Source organism: Vibrio sp. QJM3NY_15, assembly GCF_057785995.1.
Window position 1 is genome coordinate 3162633 of sequence record NZ_CM173517.1, and the last position, 15233, is coordinate 3177865.

The following is a 15233-nucleotide window of genomic DNA, read 5'->3' on the forward strand; positions in this document are numbered from 1 at the left end:
ACTGGTAATTCTTTAACTACTAGTAATATGTGGACACTTAGCATTTAATTCAAGCTAAAAAATAAATAATCCGCACATTTGCTTCTAGGTCTTACTTCTTGCCTTCAGAAGCTTCCATTGCAAGAACCGTATCCAGCATTCGGTTTGCAAAGCCCCATTCATTGTCGCACCACACCAGCATTTTCACTAAGTGGCCGTTGCTCACTCGAGTTTGTGAACCATCAACAATTGCACTATGGGGATCGTGATTAAAATCGATGGAAACGAGCGGCGCTTCAGTATAGTCAACTATATTGTGTAATGTACACTGGGATGCATTAACAATGGTTTGATTTACGTCATTAACTTTCACATTTGCATTAATTGTGACACTTAAATCCATCGCAGTGACGTTTACCGTTGGCACACGCACGGATATCGCTTCAAATTTGTTAGAAAATTTCGGAAAGATTCTTTCAATACCTTTATGCAATTTGGTATCGACAGGAATGATTGATTGGCTTGCTGCTCGAGTTCGACGAAGGTCGCTGTGGTATGCATCGATAACTTGCTGGTCATTCATAGAAGAGTGAATGGTCGTAATCGTGCCGGACTCAATACCAAAAGCATCATCAAGCACCTTGATGATAGGGACAATACAGTTAGTCGTGCATGAACCATTGGAAACGATTCGATGGTCAGCGGTAATAGTGTCGTGATTCACACCGTAAATAATGGTGTTATCCAGATCGTTAGCACCAGGATGTGAAAACAGAACCTTTTTCGCCCCAGCAGCAATGTGCGCTAGGCCGTCATCACGGCAACCGTAAACGCCGGTACAGTCGAGAACAATATCAACTTCAAGGTCACGCCAAGGCAACAACTCAATATCAGCAAGGTGTAAGATACGAATCGTATCGAACTCTCCCTTATCTTCAGCACCAACGCCATGATGAACATAGATGTGCTCTTGATCGTTAGAGATTTTCTTGCCGAAGCGGCCGTGACTGGTGTCGTATTGCAATAGGTGAGCCATAGCGTCAGGCTGAGCAAGCTCATTGACAGCTACTACTTTGATTTGTTGGCTTTTGCCACTTTCATAGACAGCGCGTAATACATTACGCCCTATTCGTCCAAATCCGTTTATCGCGACTTTTAGCATAGTTCCGTACATCTAACCAAAATTTCGTGCAACAGATGATAACTGAATCCTACCCAAAAGGCATTACTTGAATAACTCAACCTACTTAGGACAGATTGATCTGCTGCGTATAAAGATGAGTCTAGGAGAAAACAAATCCCAGATACAAAAAACCGAGCTCTACGCTCGGTTTTTTCTTTCATTTTACTGTTAGCACTAGGCTAGCAATCAATGATTAAGCAAGCAGCTCTTTCGCTGTGTTTACTACGTTTTCAGTAGTGAAACCGAACATCTTGAATAGCTCGCCTGCTGGTGCAGATTCGCCGAACGTTGTCATACCGATGATCTTGCCACCGAAGCCAACGTACTTGTACCAGAAGTCAGCGATGCCAGCTTCTACTGCGATACGTGCTGTAACGTCAGATGGAAGTACAGACTCACGGTACTGCGCGTCTTGCTTGTCGAATGCGTCAGTTGCAGGCATAGAAACTACGCGTACTTTCTTGCCTTCAGCTGTTAATTCAGCAGCAGCGCTAACCGCTAGCTCAACTTCAGAACCCGTCGCGATAAGGATAAGCTCAGGCTTGCCTTCGCAATCTTTCAGGATGTAACCACCCTTAGCGATGTTAGCTACTTGCTCTGCGTCACGATCTTGTTGTGCAAGGTTTTGACGAGAGAAGATAAGTGCAGAAGGACCATCTTTGCGTTCGATTGCCAGTTTCCAAGCAACAGCAGACTCAACTTGGTCACATGGACGCCATGTGCTCATGTTTGGAGTCAGACGTAGAGAAGCGATCTGCTCAACTGGTTGGTGAGTAGGACCATCTTCGCCTAGGCCGATAGAATCGTGCGTGTAAACTTGGATGTTCTGAATTTTCATCAGAGCAGCCATACGCATTGCGTTACGAGCGTATTCCATGAACATTAGGAACGTTGCGCCGTATGGTACGAAACCGCCGTGCAGAGCGATACCGTTCATGATAGCCGTCATACCGAATTCACGTACACCGTAGTGGATGTAGTTACCAGAGAAGTCATTTGCTTCAAGAGACTTAGAACCAGACCACATAGTCAGGTTAGAAGGCGCAAGGTCAGCAGAGCCGCCCATGAATTCAGGTAGCATAGCACCGAACGCTTCTAGAGCATTTTGAGACGCTTTACGTGATGCGATGTTTGCTGGGTTAGCTTGAAGATCAGCAATGATTGCGTTTGCTTTCTCTTCCCACTCAGCTGGTAGTTCGCCGTTTGTACGACGTTTGAATTCTGCTGCTAGCTCTGGGTGAGCGGCTGCGTATGCGTCAAACTTAGCATTCCATGCTGCTTCTTTCGCTGCGCCTGCTTCTTTCGCATTCCACTCAGCTGCGATATCAGCTGGAATTTCGAAAGGACCGTGTTCCCAACCAAGTGCCGCTTTAGTTGCTGTAATTTCATCAGCGCCTAGTGGAGCACCGTGACAGTCGTGCGTACCCGCTTTGTTTGGAGAACCAAAACCGATGATAGTTTTAGTACAGATAAGTGTTGGGCGAGGATCCGCTTTAGCTGCTTCAATAGCAGCATTGATAGCGTCAGCGTCGTGACCATCAACTGCCGGGATTACGTGCCAGCCGTAAGCTTCAAAACGCTTAGGTGTATCGTCAGAGAACCAACCTTCAACTTCGCCATCGATAGAGATGCCGTTGTCATCCCAGAAAGCAACCAGCTTACCAAGACCTAGCGTACCGGCTAGAGAACATGCTTCGTGAGAGATACCTTCCATCAGACAGCCATCACCCATGAATGCATAAGTGTAGTGGTCTACGATGTCGTGGCCTTCTTTGTTGAACTGTGCAGCCAATGATTTTTCAGCCATCGCCATACCAACAGCGTTGGTGATACCTTGACCTAGAGGACCCGTCGTTGTTTCGATACCAGGAGCGTAACCGTACTCTGGGTGACCTGGAGTCTTAGAGTGCAGTTGACGGAAGTTTTTCAGGTCTTCAATTGAAAGCTCGTAACCTGCAAGATGAAGCAGAGAGTAAATCAACATTGAACCATGGCCGTTAGACAGAATAAAACGGTCTCGGTCAGCCCACTCTGGGTTTGCTGGGTTGTGGTTCAAGTGACCACGCCAAAGAACTTCAGCGATGTCAGCCATACCCATAGGTGCGCCAGGGTGGCCTGAATTTGCTTGTTGAACGCCATCCATGCTAAGTGCGCGAATTGCATTGGCTAGATCTTTACGAGAAGGCATGTCTGCTCCTGAGTACATAAGCGATTTAAAAAAGAGATTGATGCTAAAGTTTTCATTTTTATTAGCGCGGGTATTCTCTCAAACGACTTTAGCGACTGCAAACGTTTTACTGGCATTTTAACGGTCACTTTTCGCAATTTTCGAACATTTACATCACTTAGCAATGCGTTATCTCGACCGATACGCAAACGTTTAGTTATGACATATCATAAAAAAGAGCTTGTAATTCGACCGCTGGAATTTAGAATAGCCGTCTAGATGTAGAAACACCTACAAAATATACTGTATTTAACGGCGGCGCTTCCTAGCTTGCGACGCCTGAAATTATTTGCATTTAACTATTTGCAACTAAAAACTAAACTAAAAGTGGAGCTCTCATGGCTAAGCACCTATTCACTTCTGAATCTGTTTCAGAAGGCCATCCAGATAAAATTGCAGACCAAATCTCTGATGCTGTTCTTGATGCCATCTTGGAACAAGATCCAAAAGCACGTGTTGCTTGTGAGACTTACGTAAAAACCGGCATGGTTATGGTTGGCGGTGAAGTAACAACGTCTGCATGGGTTGATATCGAAGAAATCACTCGTGAAACAGTTCGTGAAATTGGTTACGTTCATTCTGATATGGGCTTTGACGCTGACTCTTGTGCAGTACTAAACACAATTGGTAAGCAGTCTCCAGACATCAACCAAGGTGTTGATAAAGCCGATCCTAAAGATCAAGGCGCAGGCGACCAAGGTATCATGTTTGGTTACGCGACTAACGAAACACCAATCCTAATGCCAGCTCCAATTACTTACTCTCACCTTCTTGTTAAGAAGCAAGCTGAAGTACGTAAGAGCGGCAAGCTTGACTTCCTTCGCCCAGATGCGAAATCTCAAGTTACGTTCCAATACGACCAAGGTAAGATTGTTGGTATCGACGCAGTGGTTCTTTCAACTCAACACTGTGATTCAGTAACAACACCTGACCTACGTGAAGCGGTAATGGAAGAGATCATCAAGCCAGTACTTCCTGCTGAGTGGATCAACAAAGACACTAACTTCTTCATCAACCCAACCGGCCGTTTCGTAATCGGTGGCCCAATGGGTGACTGTGGTCTAACCGGTCGTAAGATCATCGTTGATACCTACGGCGGCGCAGCTCGTCACGGTGGCGGTGCATTCTCTGGTAAAGATCCATCAAAAGTTGACCGTTCTGCAGCTTACGCAGCTCGTTACGTTGCGAAAAACATCGTTGCTGCTGGTATGGCTGACCGTTGTGAGATTCAACTGTCTTACGCTATCGGTGTTGCAGATCCAACATCTATCATGGTTGAAACGTTTGGTACTGAGAAAGTAGCTCACGAAATTATCATTGAAGCCGTTCGTCAAAACTTCGACCTACGTCCATACGGTCTTCAAGAGATGCTGAACCTTCTTCAGCCTATCTACAAGCAGACTGCTGCATACGGCCACTTCGGTCGTGAAGAGTTCCCTTGGGAAGCGACTGACAAAGCAGCAATCCTTGCGGACTTCGCTGGGCTAAAATAATTTAGCCACTGCAATTTGTTTCTTTAAAGCCCTTACTGCTTAGTAAGGGCTTTATTTTTATGCACTTACCCAACCTTTTCTTACTAGACCACCCTGCCCAAGTCTTCTTTACCGTTAACCACTTAGTATAAAAACCCACCGATAATTTGTGTTTTCGAACACTACTGACAATAGTTAAGGTAACTCCTAGGCGATCAAGCTCACATTTAACTCAAAGTAATTCAGTCTGATAGCTCTCGTTAAATGCACGCTAGAACAATAACTGGGACGAAAAAGAGCATTTTAGCTCAACACCATAATCCTCATATGAACGCAATACTGAGCTTTATGGAACTATAACTAGGACGTTATTTAACTAGGGGGATATATGCCTCGTACTGTACACCCATCCGAACTGAACGATAAGAAACACAAGGTCAGCGATCAGGATTATGCTCGCACCATTCCTTGTAACCAAGTAAGCATATCCGCCCCATTCCATTGGTTGTCGCTTGCACTGCACGACTTAGTGAGAATGCCACTAATCAGCGCATTTTACGGTTTGTGCTTTATGGGTGCGGCCATCGCTATTGTTCAACTTGTCCAATGGCAAGGAACACATTTAGTCGTTATGCCAAGCTTGATTGTGTACATGCTAATAGGGCCGTTTCTTGCCCTAGGCTTGTATGACGCAGCCTGGGAAAGAGAAAAGGGGCACAACGCTAGCCTACTGCACTCTATGAAAGCCATCACACGTAACTCAACCCACCAATGGGCGTTTGCGATTGTATTAATGGTTGCGATGATATTCTGGATGCGTATCGCTGCATTATTGCACGCACTTTACCCTTCAGTACAAGGGGCACCATTGACCGAATTTGCTCCCTTCTTAATTACAGGGTCTGTGATTGGTTTTGTTATCGCTAGCCTGATATTTAGTATCTCAGCATTTTCGATTCCATTGATGATGGAAAGACGTGTAGATGTAATGAGTGCCATTTTTACTAGCTTCAACGCTGTTAAATCAAACATCCCTGCGATGGTCGTTTGGGCTGGTATCATTGGTACAGGTATCTTAGTCGGCTTCGCGACCTACGGCGTGGGTATGATTGTAACGATGCCATTACTTGGCTACGGAACATGGCATGCTTACCACGAAGTCATCAAAAAGAAACATCACGTTTAAATCGTTTCACGATCGATGAGCAATGTTATGATGAGGCCTTAGCTTAGACGCTGAGGCTTTTTTTGGAGTTAACAACGCTTGTCTTACACCCCACAACAACATCGAGTAAATAAAAAACTGGGCGAATGCCTAGCTATCGCTAATCAACATTTTTCTCGTGAATTTCCATGTCCAACCGTCACTTACAAGTTAAGAGGAAAGGCAGCGGGAAAAGCCTACCTCCAGTTAAACGAGATAAAACTCAACCAAGTGCTATTCAGCGAAAATGAAGACGCCTTTATTAACGAGGTTGTGCCTCATGAACTCGCACATCTGATCACACATCAGGTCTTCGGACGAGTTAGGCCTCACGGGAATGAGTGGAAATACGTGATGGAAAAGGTATTCAATGTACCGGCCAAAACGACCCACAGCTTGGAGATAACCTCAGTGCAGGGCAAAACTTTTGAGTATCGCTGTGATTGCACCACTTATCCCCTGTCGATAAGACGACACAACAAAGTCATCCGCAACCAATCAACGTATCGTTGCCAACAATGCCAGCAAACCTTAGCTTTTACCGGCCTTCAATTGAGCTAAGTCTTAAACTCACAAGGTAACGCGAATAAATGTAATAGAGAGAACTAACATTTGAGTGCTAGACTGTTGTTTATCATACTTTCATCAGTCTTTCTCTATGCAAAAAAACACTCCAAAAGTATTTGGCCTATCGGTGTCCTTTTACCTATCAATAGTATTTGGCCTACTGGTAACCCAAAGCGTTTTCGCCGCTCCACCAAGCTCCTTCTCCAAAGCAAAAAAAGAAGCCGTGAAGATTTATCTCGATCACCCGACTTCATTTTATTGTGGTTGCGACATCACTTGGAAAGACAAAAAGAAAGGTATCCCCGACCTCGACGGCTGTGGTTATCAAGTGAGAAAACAGCAAAAGCGCGCTTCCCGTATTGAGTGGGAACACGTGGTTCCAGCTTGGCAATTCGGCCACCAGCGTCAGTGCTGGCAAGATGGCGGACGCAAGAACTGCACTCGCAATGACAAAATATTTAAATCGATGGAAGCCGACCTTCATAATCTAACTCCGGCAATTGGCGAGGTTAACGGTGATCGATCCAATTACAATTTCAGTCAGTGGAATGGAATGGATGGCGTGAGTTACGGTCAGTGTGAAATGCAGGTCAACTTCAAACAGCGTAAGGTTATGCCGCCAGACAGAGCAAAAGGTTCTATCGCGCGTACTTATCTTTATATGAGCCAAGAGTATGGTTTCAAACTATCTAAGCAGCAGACTAACCTGATGATGGCGTGGAACAAGCAATTCCCTGTCGATAAGTGGGAATGTACTCGTGATAAGCGAATCTATGCGATCCAAGGTAATCACAACCCATTTGTTTTCCCTGCTTGTAAATAACACGACTCAGGCAACCAACATCTCCAATTGCCTCCATCTCAAACAAGAGTTTTAGAATTGCCCCTGAAACTCTTGCTCTACCCTTGTTTTTTCAACTAAAAGCATCCATGTTAGGCAGAGACAAAATACCCAAATGACACTATTTATAGGTTTACCAGCATGAGAATCCCTCGTATCCATCACCCAGAACGCATTCATCAGTTAGGTTCACTCGCTTTAGGCGAAGATGCCGCGGGTCATGTTGGTCGAGTCCTTCGTATGAAAGAAGGCCAAGATGTTCTTCTATTTGATGGCAGTGGCGCTGAATTCCCTGCGACCATTGCTGAAGTATCAAAAAAGAACGTCACAGTTAATGTTACTGAACGTATCGAACGTAGCAGCGAATCTCCGTTAGACTTACATTTAGGCCAAGTGATTTCACGTGGCGATAAAATGGAATTCACGATTCAGAAATCGGTTGAGCTTGGTGTAAACACCATTACCCCACTGATTTCAGAGCGCTGTGGCGTTAAGCTTGATACTAAACGCTTCGAGAAAAAGCTCGCGCAGTGGCAAAAGATTGCTATCGCAGCATGTGAACAATCTGGTCGCAATACGGTTCCGGTTATTCGCCCAATCATGCAACTTGAAGAGTGGTGCAGCGAACCGAGTGAAGCGTTAAAGCTAAACCTGCATCCTCGCGCAAAATACTCAATTAACACCCTTCCAGAACCCATCAGTAAGGTGCGCCTATTGATCGGTCCTGAAGGCGGACTGTCAGCTGAAGAAATCGGCATGACAGAACAATACAAATTTGAAGAGACGCTACTCGGCCCACGTGTACTTCGTACCGAGACAGCAGCTCTAACCGCAATTACTGCCTTACAAGTCCGTTTTGGCGATCTAGGCTAGGAGAAAAAAATGATCAAACTTGGCATCGTAATGGATCCAATTTCATCCATTAACATCAAAAAAGACTCTAGCTTTGCCATGATGCTTGAAGCTCAGCGTCGTGGTTACGAAATCCATTACATGGAAATGGATGATCTACATTTAGATCAAGGCGTAGCCATTGCTGACACTAAGGTTGTTGAACTAAAAGAAGATCCAAACGGCTGGTACGAATTCAAATCAGAACAGACTATCGCTCTCTCTGATTTAGATGCTGTACTAATGCGTAAAGATCCTCCGTTTGATACAGAGTACATCTACGCAACTTACATTCTTGAGCGTGCTGAAGAGAACGGCGCACTGATCGTAAACAAGCCACAAAGCTTACGTGACTGTAACGAGAAGCTATTCACGGCTTGGTTCCCTGAACTGACACCAACCACCATCGTGACTCGTAAAGCTGAAAAAATTAAAGCGTTCCGAGAAGAACACGGTGACGTGATTCTAAAACCACTTGATGGTATGGGCGGCGCGTCTATCTTCCGAGTGAAAGAGGGCGATCCAAACGTATCAGTGATCATTGAAACACTGACTAACCACGGTCAAAACTACGCAATGGCACAAACCTTTGTTCCAGACATCAGCAATGGTGATAAGCGTATTCTTGTGGTTGACGGCGAACCAATGCCTTACTGTCTAGCTCGTATTCCGGCAAAAGGGGAAACTCGAGGTAACCTTGCTGCTGGCGGTACAGGTGAAGCTCGTCCTCTAAGTGAAACAGACTGGGCTATCGCAAGGGCAGTTGCTCCTGCACTGAAAGAGAAAGGCTTAATCTTTGTTGGGCTTGATGTTATCGGCGACAAGCTGACTGAAATCAACGTGACAAGCCCTACTTGTATCCGTGAAATTGAAGCTGCTTTTGATATTTCGGTAACGGGTAAATTAATGGATGCAATCGAGCGTCGCGTTAACGCTAAATAGCCTAAACTAAAGAAAGCCTTAGCTATTCGAAAACACAAAAATATCTAGGCAAAGAACAATGAGCGGCTTTACGCCGCTCTTTTTCCTTTACTGGGAACACACTGGCAGGAGGCTCTATGAATTTAACGAACCACTTTCTGGTCGCTATGCCCGGAATGAAAGATCCATACTTTCAGAATTCGGTGATCTATCTTTGTGAGCACAATGACGAAGGTGCGATGGGTTTGATGATCAACGCTCCTATCGATGTCACTGTCGGCAGTATGCTTAAGCAAGTTGAGGTTGATTCTGAACAGCCGAAACCCAACCAAGCAAGCCTTGATAAGCCAGTACTTAATGGTGGTCCAGTCGCAGAAGATCGTGGGTTTATTTTGCACAAACCCAAAGGCAGTTATCAATCCAGCATCAACATGACGGATCAAATCTCGGTAACAACCTCGAAAGATATTCTAATGGTGTTAGGGACAGAAGATGAACCTATGCATTATCTGGTCGCGCTTGGTTATGCAGGATGGGAACCAGGACAACTGGAAACCGAGCTGACTGAAAACTCATGGCTAACCGTTGAAGCCGATCCAAAGGTTATCTTCGATACGCCAATTTCGGATCGTTGGAAAGTTGCCGTGCAAATGTTAGGTATCAATGCAGCTCAGCTTTCAGCGGACGCAGGCCACGCCTAGCTCAAATCAGTATATAAACTCTCAAACACAGATTAATTTGGAAGCCCCATGTCACGAACAATTATGGCATTTGACTACGGTACGAAAAGTATCGGCAGTGCGATAGGACAAGAGATCACAGGCACAGCAAGCCCTTTAAAAGCCTTTAAAGCCAAAGATGGTATCCCCAACTGGGATGACATAGAAAAACAAATCAAAGAGTGGCAACCGAATCTTATCGTGGTTGGTCTGCCTACCGATCTTCACGGTAAAGATCTAGCAACCATTACACCCAGAGCGAAGAAATTCGCTAACCGTCTTAAGGGACGCTTTGGTGTGGATGTTGAACTACATGATGAGAGACTTTCTACGACAGAAGCAAGGGCCGACCTTTTTGAAATGGGTGGCTATAAAGCGCTAAGCAAAGGTAATGTCGATAACCAGTCTGCGGTCGTCATTTTAGAGAGCTGGTTTGAAGCACAATATTCATAACGAAAAATAAGTGAGCGAAATGTAAGCTAACTTGTGATCCCACTCGAATTTCACATCGTAATGTCGATGCAATTCAAAAATAAGAACGTGGGAGTTCACATGAAAATTTTTCTAGCAATCTTCGCCGCTCTAGCTATTTCGGCGTGCAGTTCAACAGGATCTAGCAATGCTGGGTACATGAATGATAGTAAAGTTAATTCTAGTTTTACTGGTGGAAATAGATATTACGATGATAGCCGCAGACAACACGGTACGTTAAGTGATAATTAAGCTACCCATAAACGCCTGAGCCTCTCAACTCAGGCGGTCCCCTTGGTGACTATCAATTTAGCCCATATCAATCTTAACGCCAGCCAACGCACCAGTCCCGTAGTCATCGCCACGTCTGGTTTTCAACATCAAGCGCAAGTCATTGGCTGAATCTGCACTGTGGAAAGCATCTTCCTCACTGATCTTGCCTGCAACGACCAAATCATACAAAGCTTGGTCAAAAGTCTGCATACCAATCTCTTTCGATTTCGCCATCGTTGTTTTTAGCTCATGTAACTCACCACGGCGAATCAAGTCAGACACTCGTGGGCTGTTGAGTAGAATCTCAAACACACCATGACGACCGCTGCCATTCTTATCTCGGATTAATTGCTGAGCGACCACACCACGTAGATTCATCGACAGATCAAACAAGAACTGCTCTTTCTGCTCTTTAGGCACCAAATGGAGAATACGTTCCAACGCTTGGTTAGCATTATTCGCGTGCAAAGTTGCCATACACAAGTGACCCGTTTCAGCAAAGGTCATCGCGTATTCCATGGTTTCACGGCTACGGATTTCGCCAATCAAAATCATATCAGGCGCTTGGCGCAAAGAGTTCTTAAGCGCAACTTCATAGCTCTCAGTGTCTAGCCCGACCTCACGTTGAGTCACGATACATTTTTTATGTTCGTGAACGAATTCAATCGGGTCTTCAACCGTCAAAATATGCCCCGAACGGTTGGTATTACGATAGCCTGTCATTGCAGCCATTGAAGTTGATTTACCAGAGCCCGTTGCTCCAACCACCAGCACAAGTCCACGCTTTGCAATTGACAGGTCTTGCAGTACATCAGGAAGCTTTAATTGCTCAAAGGTTGGGATGTTAGTCTCGATACGACGAATTACCGCTCCTGGTAGCTCTCGTTGAAAGAATGCGCTAACACGAAAACGACCAAAATCACGCACAATGGCAAAGTTAGCCTCACGCGTTTGCTGATATTCATCGCGTCGGTCTTGATCCATCATCGCATCAAGAAGCTGAGATACTTGAGCCGCATTCAGCTTATCTCCTTGAGGTCGCAGTTCACCATCCACACGAAACAGGATTGGAGCATCGACAGTGATATAAAGATCCGAAGCCTTTTGAGAAAGCATCCCCTCAAGGATTTGATTCAATTCCATTTTGTTCACCTTGATTAAAACATTGAGGTTTCAATTTCGATCTTTTTCTCGACCTCTTCTGAATCAACCAAACCTTGAGCCATCAACTGCTTCGCATTTTGCTCCATGGTCTGCATACCATGTGCCGCGCCCGTTTGAATGATCGAATACATCTGCGCGACCTTGTCTTCACGGATCAAGTTTCTGATCGCAGGCGTCGCCATCATGATCTCATGACAAGCCACTCGACCACCACCGACACGCTTTAACAGCTTCTGGGCGATCACCGAACGTAACGATTCAGACAACATTGAACGCACCATGTCTTTGTCGCTACCCGGGAATACATCGATAATACGGTCGATAGTTTTTGCCGCAGAGCTCGTGTGCAAGGTACCAAACACTAAGTGGCCTGTTTCTGCTGCGGTTAGCGCTAAGCTGATCGTCTCTTGGTCACGAAGCTCACCAACAAGGATAACGTCTGGATCTTCACGTAACGCACTGCGCAGCGCAGCTTTGAAGCTGTGAGTGTCGCGGTGCACTTCTCGTTGGTTGATTAGGCATTTGTTGTTGGTATGAACAAATTCGATCGGGTCTTCAATCGTCAAGATATGCTTATTATGGTTTCGGTTAACGTAATCTACCATCGCAGCCAAAGTTGTCGACTTACCCGAACCCGTAGGCCCTGTCACCAAGACTAAACCTTTTTCGTAATTAGATATTCTTTCAAAGATTTCAGGAGCCCCTAGCTGTTCAAGGGTAGGAATCTCCACTGGAATGGTACGAAATACAGCAGAGCAGCCACGAGATTGGTTAAAAGCATTAACACGGAAACGACCAACGTTGGGTAATTCAAAAGAGAAGTCGACTTCCAGTTTTTCTTCGAACTCACCGCGTTGTGAATCACTCATGATCTCAAAAACCAAACGATGCACATCAGCATGACTCAAAGCTGGTATTCCAAGCTTCCTTACTTCACCATCTATACGTACCATTGGAGATACACCCGCAGAAAGATGTAGATCTGACGCGTTATGCTTTACACTAAAATCTAGTAACTCAGTGATATCCATTTATTTTCCCTTAAGTAAAGTCAGCTATGAGTAGTATTCAACAAAATATCGAACAAATCACCTCACAGATTCGTAGTGCTGAGCAAAAGTGCGGACGAGCTCCAGAGTCCGTGCAACTTTTAGCCGTCAGTAAAACTAAACCTATTGATGCGATTCTAGAAGCCGCACTCGGAGGCCAAGTTGCCTTTGGTGAAAACTATGTTCAAGAAGGTGTCGATAAAGTAAAACACTTTTCAGAACAACATTCTAACCTAAATTTAGCATGGCATTTTATTGGCCCAATTCAATCCAATAAAACCCGCCCTATCGCAGAAAGCTTCCAGTGGGTGCATTCTGTCGATCGCGATAAAATCGCGCAAAGGCTTAATGATCAACGACCAAACGAGCTTCCACCTCTACAAGTACTCATTCAAGTGAACACCAGTGGTGAAGATTCGAAATCAGGAACGTCAGAAGAGACAGTTTTTGCACTCGCAGAGTTGATTTCGTCGCTCCCTAACCTCACCTTAAGAGGATTGATGTCGATTCCTGCAAACGTATCTGACTATCAATCTCAGCTTAATGCATTTTCTCAACTGGCGGAGCTTAAAGGCAAGCTAGCCGTGAAGTATCCAAACATCGATACCCTTTCGATGGGTATGAGTGGTGATATGGATGCAGCAGTTGAGGCTGGTAGCACAATGGTTCGTATTGGAACGGCTATCTTCGGTGCTCGTGATTACGCAAAATAGCGACGGCGAGCAGCAAGAAATAGCTACAGCAAGCAACGAAAAATACAGTATTGATACCGCTTCGCTTTAACCGCGCAGCGACACGCTCAGGATTTTATATATGGAACATAAGAACATCGCCTTTATTGGGGCGGGAAATATGGTTCGCTCTATTGTAGCGGGCTTAGTGGCGAGTGGTTACCCAGCGCAAAAGATTACTGCAACAGCACCTTCAGACACCAGAAGGCTGCCGTTAGAGCAAGAGTACGGCATCAATACCACCAGCGATAATATTGCCGCAGCAGAGCAAGCAGACGTTGTTGTGTTATCCGTGAAGCCACAAATGATGGCTGATGTATGCAAACCCTTACAAAGCATCGACTTTAGCAACAAACTGGTTATCTCAATTGCCGCGGGTATTAATGCGAATCGACTCAATGAGATGTTAAACTGCCAGCTAAACCTTGTCCGTGTTATGCCAAACACGCCATCACTGCTTGGTAAGGGGATGAGCGGCCTTTATGCTGACTCAACGGTTAGTCAGGGTGATAAAGAGTTCGCTTCTCAGTTAATGCAAGCCGTAGGTGAGGTAAGCTGGGTTGAGCAAGAGTCTGGGATTAATAACATCATTGCGGCGGCGGGCAGTGCTCCGGCTTACTTCTTCCTATTTATGGAAGCGATGCAAGCCGAAGCAATCAACCAAGGCTTCGACCAGGAAACCGCTCGTAAATTAGTGCAGCAGTCTGCATTAGGTGCGGCAGAAATGGTGGTTGCGAATCCAAATACTGAGTTATCTACTCTACGTGAACAGGTGACTTCAAAAGGCGGCACAACCGCAGAAGCACTGCGCACGTTTAACGAACATCAACTGTCAGATATCGTAGCCAAAGCCATGCAAGCGGCGGTTGCTCGAGCTGAAGAGATGGAAAAACTGTTTTAATACTCGTTACAGTACAAAAGCATTGTGTCGTTCGGGTTATACCTAAGCGGCAAGTAAATCCGAAAAAGGAAACAATATGAATTCGATGAGCTTTCTGATCTCGACCGTTTTTGATCTTTACATCATGGTTGTGATCTTACGTATCTGGCTACAAGCATCACGTGCAGATTTCTACAACCCATTCTCACAATTTATCGTAAAAGCGACACAACCGGTTGTTGCCCCACTACGCCGAGTAATTCCATCAATCGGCAGCCTTGACCTTGCGACGGTTGTATTCGCTTATGTGCTGTGTGTACTTAAGTTCGTCGCTCTAAACTTGATTATCTCTGGCGGTGCGGCTGTATTTGATATTAGCTTCCTGATCTTTGGCGCACTATCTCTGCTCAAAGCGGCTGGTGGTTTGATTTTCTGGGTTCTACTAATCCGTGCAATCCTGAGTTGGGTTAGCCAAGGCCGTAGCCCAATCGAATACGTATTCCACCAATTAACAGAACCAATGCTAGTTCCAATTCGCCGCATCCTTCCTGATATGGGTGGCTTCGACCTAAGTGTGCTGGTTCTGTTCATTGTTCTGCAATTTGCGAACTTCCTAATGGGCGACATGATCGGTCCTATTTGGTATCAGCTATAATTCAAG

Annotated in this window: 16 protein-coding genes; 12 read left to right on the top strand and 4 right to left on the bottom strand. The window is 45.3% G+C overall.

The genetic code is table 11. The features are described 5' to 3' along the window. Nucleotides 1-91: 91 nt before the first annotated feature. Nucleotides 92-1141 (bottom strand): erythrose-4-phosphate dehydrogenase, encoded by a 1050-nt coding sequence (epd, locus tag AC3CKG_RS14070; RefSeq protein WP_065110771.1) that lies wholly within the window; start codon nucleotides 1139-1141, stop codon nucleotides 92-94. A gap of 214 nt (nucleotides 1142-1355) precedes the next feature. Beyond that, on the bottom strand, nucleotides 1356-3350 hold the full coding sequence (gene tkt, locus AC3CKG_RS14075) for a transketolase (protein ID WP_102361373.1): 1995 nt from the start codon (nucleotides 3348-3350) through the stop codon (nucleotides 1356-1358). Between the two features lie 377 nt (nucleotides 3351-3727). On the opposite strand from tkt, the gene metK reads away from it, so the two are divergent. From metK to AC3CKG_RS14120, 9 genes are all read left to right on the top strand, one after another. After that, nucleotides 3728-4882, top strand: a complete 1155-nt coding sequence (gene metK / locus AC3CKG_RS14080) for a methionine adenosyltransferase (RefSeq protein WP_065102940.1) — start codon at nucleotides 3728-3730, stop codon at nucleotides 4880-4882. Nucleotides 4883-5249: 367 nt separating this feature from the next. Beyond that, nucleotides 5250-6047, top strand: coding sequence for a DUF2189 domain-containing protein (locus AC3CKG_RS14085; protein WP_017105107.1), 798 nt, complete (start codon nucleotides 5250-5252; stop codon nucleotides 6045-6047). Between the two features lie 78 nt (nucleotides 6048-6125). After that, nucleotides 6126-6626 carry a SprT family zinc-dependent metalloprotease gene (locus tag AC3CKG_RS14090; protein ID WP_017097525.1) on the top strand — a complete coding sequence of 167 codons (501 nt, stop codon included), beginning with the start codon at nucleotides 6126-6128 and terminating at the stop codon, nucleotides 6624-6626. Between the two features lie 97 nt (nucleotides 6627-6723). Continuing rightward, nucleotides 6724-7455: an endonuclease gene (locus tag AC3CKG_RS14095; RefSeq protein WP_488528501.1), complete on the top strand. Its 732-nt coding sequence runs from the start codon at nucleotides 6724-6726 to the stop codon at nucleotides 7453-7455. Between the two features lie 159 nt (nucleotides 7456-7614). After that, nucleotides 7615-8346 carry a 16S rRNA (uracil(1498)-N(3))-methyltransferase gene (gene rsmE, locus AC3CKG_RS14100; protein ID WP_017077778.1) on the top strand — a complete coding sequence of 244 codons (732 nt, stop codon included), beginning with the start codon at nucleotides 7615-7617 and terminating at the stop codon, nucleotides 8344-8346. A gap of 9 nt (nucleotides 8347-8355) precedes the next feature. Beyond that, entirely contained in the window at nucleotides 8356-9306 is a 951-nt protein-coding gene (gene gshB, locus AC3CKG_RS14105; protein WP_004735482.1) for a glutathione synthase, read from the top strand. Nucleotides 9307-9422: 116 nt separating this feature from the next. After that, nucleotides 9423-9986 (top strand): YqgE/AlgH family protein, encoded by a 564-nt coding sequence (locus AC3CKG_RS14110; RefSeq protein ID WP_054547449.1) that lies wholly within the window; start codon nucleotides 9423-9425, stop codon nucleotides 9984-9986. A gap of 48 nt (nucleotides 9987-10034) precedes the next feature. Next, nucleotides 10035-10457: a Holliday junction resolvase RuvX gene (ruvX, locus tag AC3CKG_RS14115; RefSeq protein WP_017062240.1), complete on the top strand. Its 423-nt coding sequence runs from the start codon at nucleotides 10035-10037 to the stop codon at nucleotides 10455-10457. A 99-nt stretch (nucleotides 10458-10556) separates the two neighbouring features. After that, nucleotides 10557-10727 (top strand): hypothetical protein, encoded by a 171-nt coding sequence (locus tag AC3CKG_RS14120; protein WP_428780663.1) that lies wholly within the window; start codon nucleotides 10557-10559, stop codon nucleotides 10725-10727. Nucleotides 10728-10784: 57 nt separating this feature from the next. Here the strand turns inward: AC3CKG_RS14120 and AC3CKG_RS14125 are convergent, their stop codons facing one another. Both AC3CKG_RS14125 and AC3CKG_RS14130 read right to left on the bottom strand, forming a co-directional pair. Then, nucleotides 10785-11891, bottom strand: a complete 1107-nt coding sequence (locus AC3CKG_RS14125; protein WP_488528502.1) for a PilT/PilU family type 4a pilus ATPase — start codon at nucleotides 11889-11891, stop codon at nucleotides 10785-10787. Between the two features lie 14 nt (nucleotides 11892-11905). Further along, complete coding sequence (locus AC3CKG_RS14130) at nucleotides 11906-12943, bottom strand: type IV pilus twitching motility protein PilT (RefSeq protein ID WP_004735478.1); 1038 nt, start codon at nucleotides 12941-12943, stop codon at nucleotides 11906-11908. A gap of 26 nt (nucleotides 12944-12969) precedes the next feature. Between AC3CKG_RS14130 and AC3CKG_RS14135 the strand changes: the two genes are divergently transcribed. The 3 genes from AC3CKG_RS14135 to AC3CKG_RS14145 all read left to right on the top strand — a co-directional run bounded on the left by AC3CKG_RS14135 (nucleotide 12970) and on the right by AC3CKG_RS14145 (nucleotide 15227). After that, nucleotides 12970-13674, top strand: coding sequence for a YggS family pyridoxal phosphate-dependent enzyme (locus AC3CKG_RS14135; RefSeq protein ID WP_488528503.1), 705 nt, complete (start codon nucleotides 12970-12972; stop codon nucleotides 13672-13674). A 100-nt stretch (nucleotides 13675-13774) separates the two neighbouring features. After that, on the top strand, nucleotides 13775-14593 hold the full coding sequence (gene proC, locus AC3CKG_RS14140; RefSeq protein ID WP_372250671.1) for a pyrroline-5-carboxylate reductase: 819 nt from the start codon (nucleotides 13775-13777) through the stop codon (nucleotides 14591-14593). Nucleotides 14594-14669: 76 nt separating this feature from the next. Beyond that, nucleotides 14670-15227 carry a YggT family protein gene (locus tag AC3CKG_RS14145; protein WP_017067798.1) on the top strand — a complete coding sequence of 186 codons (558 nt, stop codon included), beginning with the start codon at nucleotides 14670-14672 and terminating at the stop codon, nucleotides 15225-15227. Nucleotides 15228-15233: the final 6 nt, after the last annotated feature.

Excerpts from the sequence above, each read along its gene's own strand:
- epd (WP_065110771.1), bottom strand. The coding sequence starts at position 1,141 with ATGCTAAAAGTCGCGATAAACGGATTTGGACGAATAGGGCGTAATGTA.
- tkt (WP_102361373.1), bottom strand. The coding sequence starts at position 3,350 with ATGCCTTCTCGTAAAGATCTAGCCAATGCAATTCGCGCACTTAGCATG.
- metK (WP_065102940.1), top strand. The coding sequence starts at position 3,728 with ATGGCTAAGCACCTATTCACTTCTGAATCTGTTTCAGAAGGCCATCCA.
- AC3CKG_RS14085 (WP_017105107.1), top strand. The coding sequence starts at position 5,250 with ATGCCTCGTACTGTACACCCATCCGAACTGAACGATAAGAAACACAAG.
- AC3CKG_RS14095 (WP_488528501.1), top strand. The coding sequence starts at position 6,724 with ATGCAAAAAAACACTCCAAAAGTATTTGGCCTATCGGTGTCCTTTTAC.
- rsmE (WP_017077778.1), top strand. The coding sequence starts at position 7,615 with ATGAGAATCCCTCGTATCCATCACCCAGAACGCATTCATCAGTTAGGT.
- gshB (WP_004735482.1), top strand. The coding sequence starts at position 8,356 with ATGATCAAACTTGGCATCGTAATGGATCCAATTTCATCCATTAACATC.
- AC3CKG_RS14110 (WP_054547449.1), top strand. The coding sequence starts at position 9,423 with ATGAATTTAACGAACCACTTTCTGGTCGCTATGCCCGGAATGAAAGAT.
- ruvX (WP_017062240.1), top strand. The coding sequence starts at position 10,035 with ATGTCACGAACAATTATGGCATTTGACTACGGTACGAAAAGTATCGGC.
- AC3CKG_RS14120 (WP_428780663.1), top strand. The coding sequence starts at position 10,557 with ATGAAAATTTTTCTAGCAATCTTCGCCGCTCTAGCTATTTCGGCGTGC.
- AC3CKG_RS14125 (WP_488528502.1), bottom strand. The coding sequence starts at position 11,891 with ATGGAATTGAATCAAATCCTTGAGGGGATGCTTTCTCAAAAGGCTTCG.
- AC3CKG_RS14130 (WP_004735478.1), bottom strand. The coding sequence starts at position 12,943 with ATGGATATCACTGAGTTACTAGATTTTAGTGTAAAGCATAACGCGTCA.
- AC3CKG_RS14135 (WP_488528503.1), top strand. The coding sequence starts at position 12,970 with ATGAGTAGTATTCAACAAAATATCGAACAAATCACCTCACAGATTCGT.
- proC (WP_372250671.1), top strand. The coding sequence starts at position 13,775 with ATGGAACATAAGAACATCGCCTTTATTGGGGCGGGAAATATGGTTCGC.
- AC3CKG_RS14145 (WP_017067798.1), top strand. The coding sequence starts at position 14,670 with ATGAATTCGATGAGCTTTCTGATCTCGACCGTTTTTGATCTTTACATC.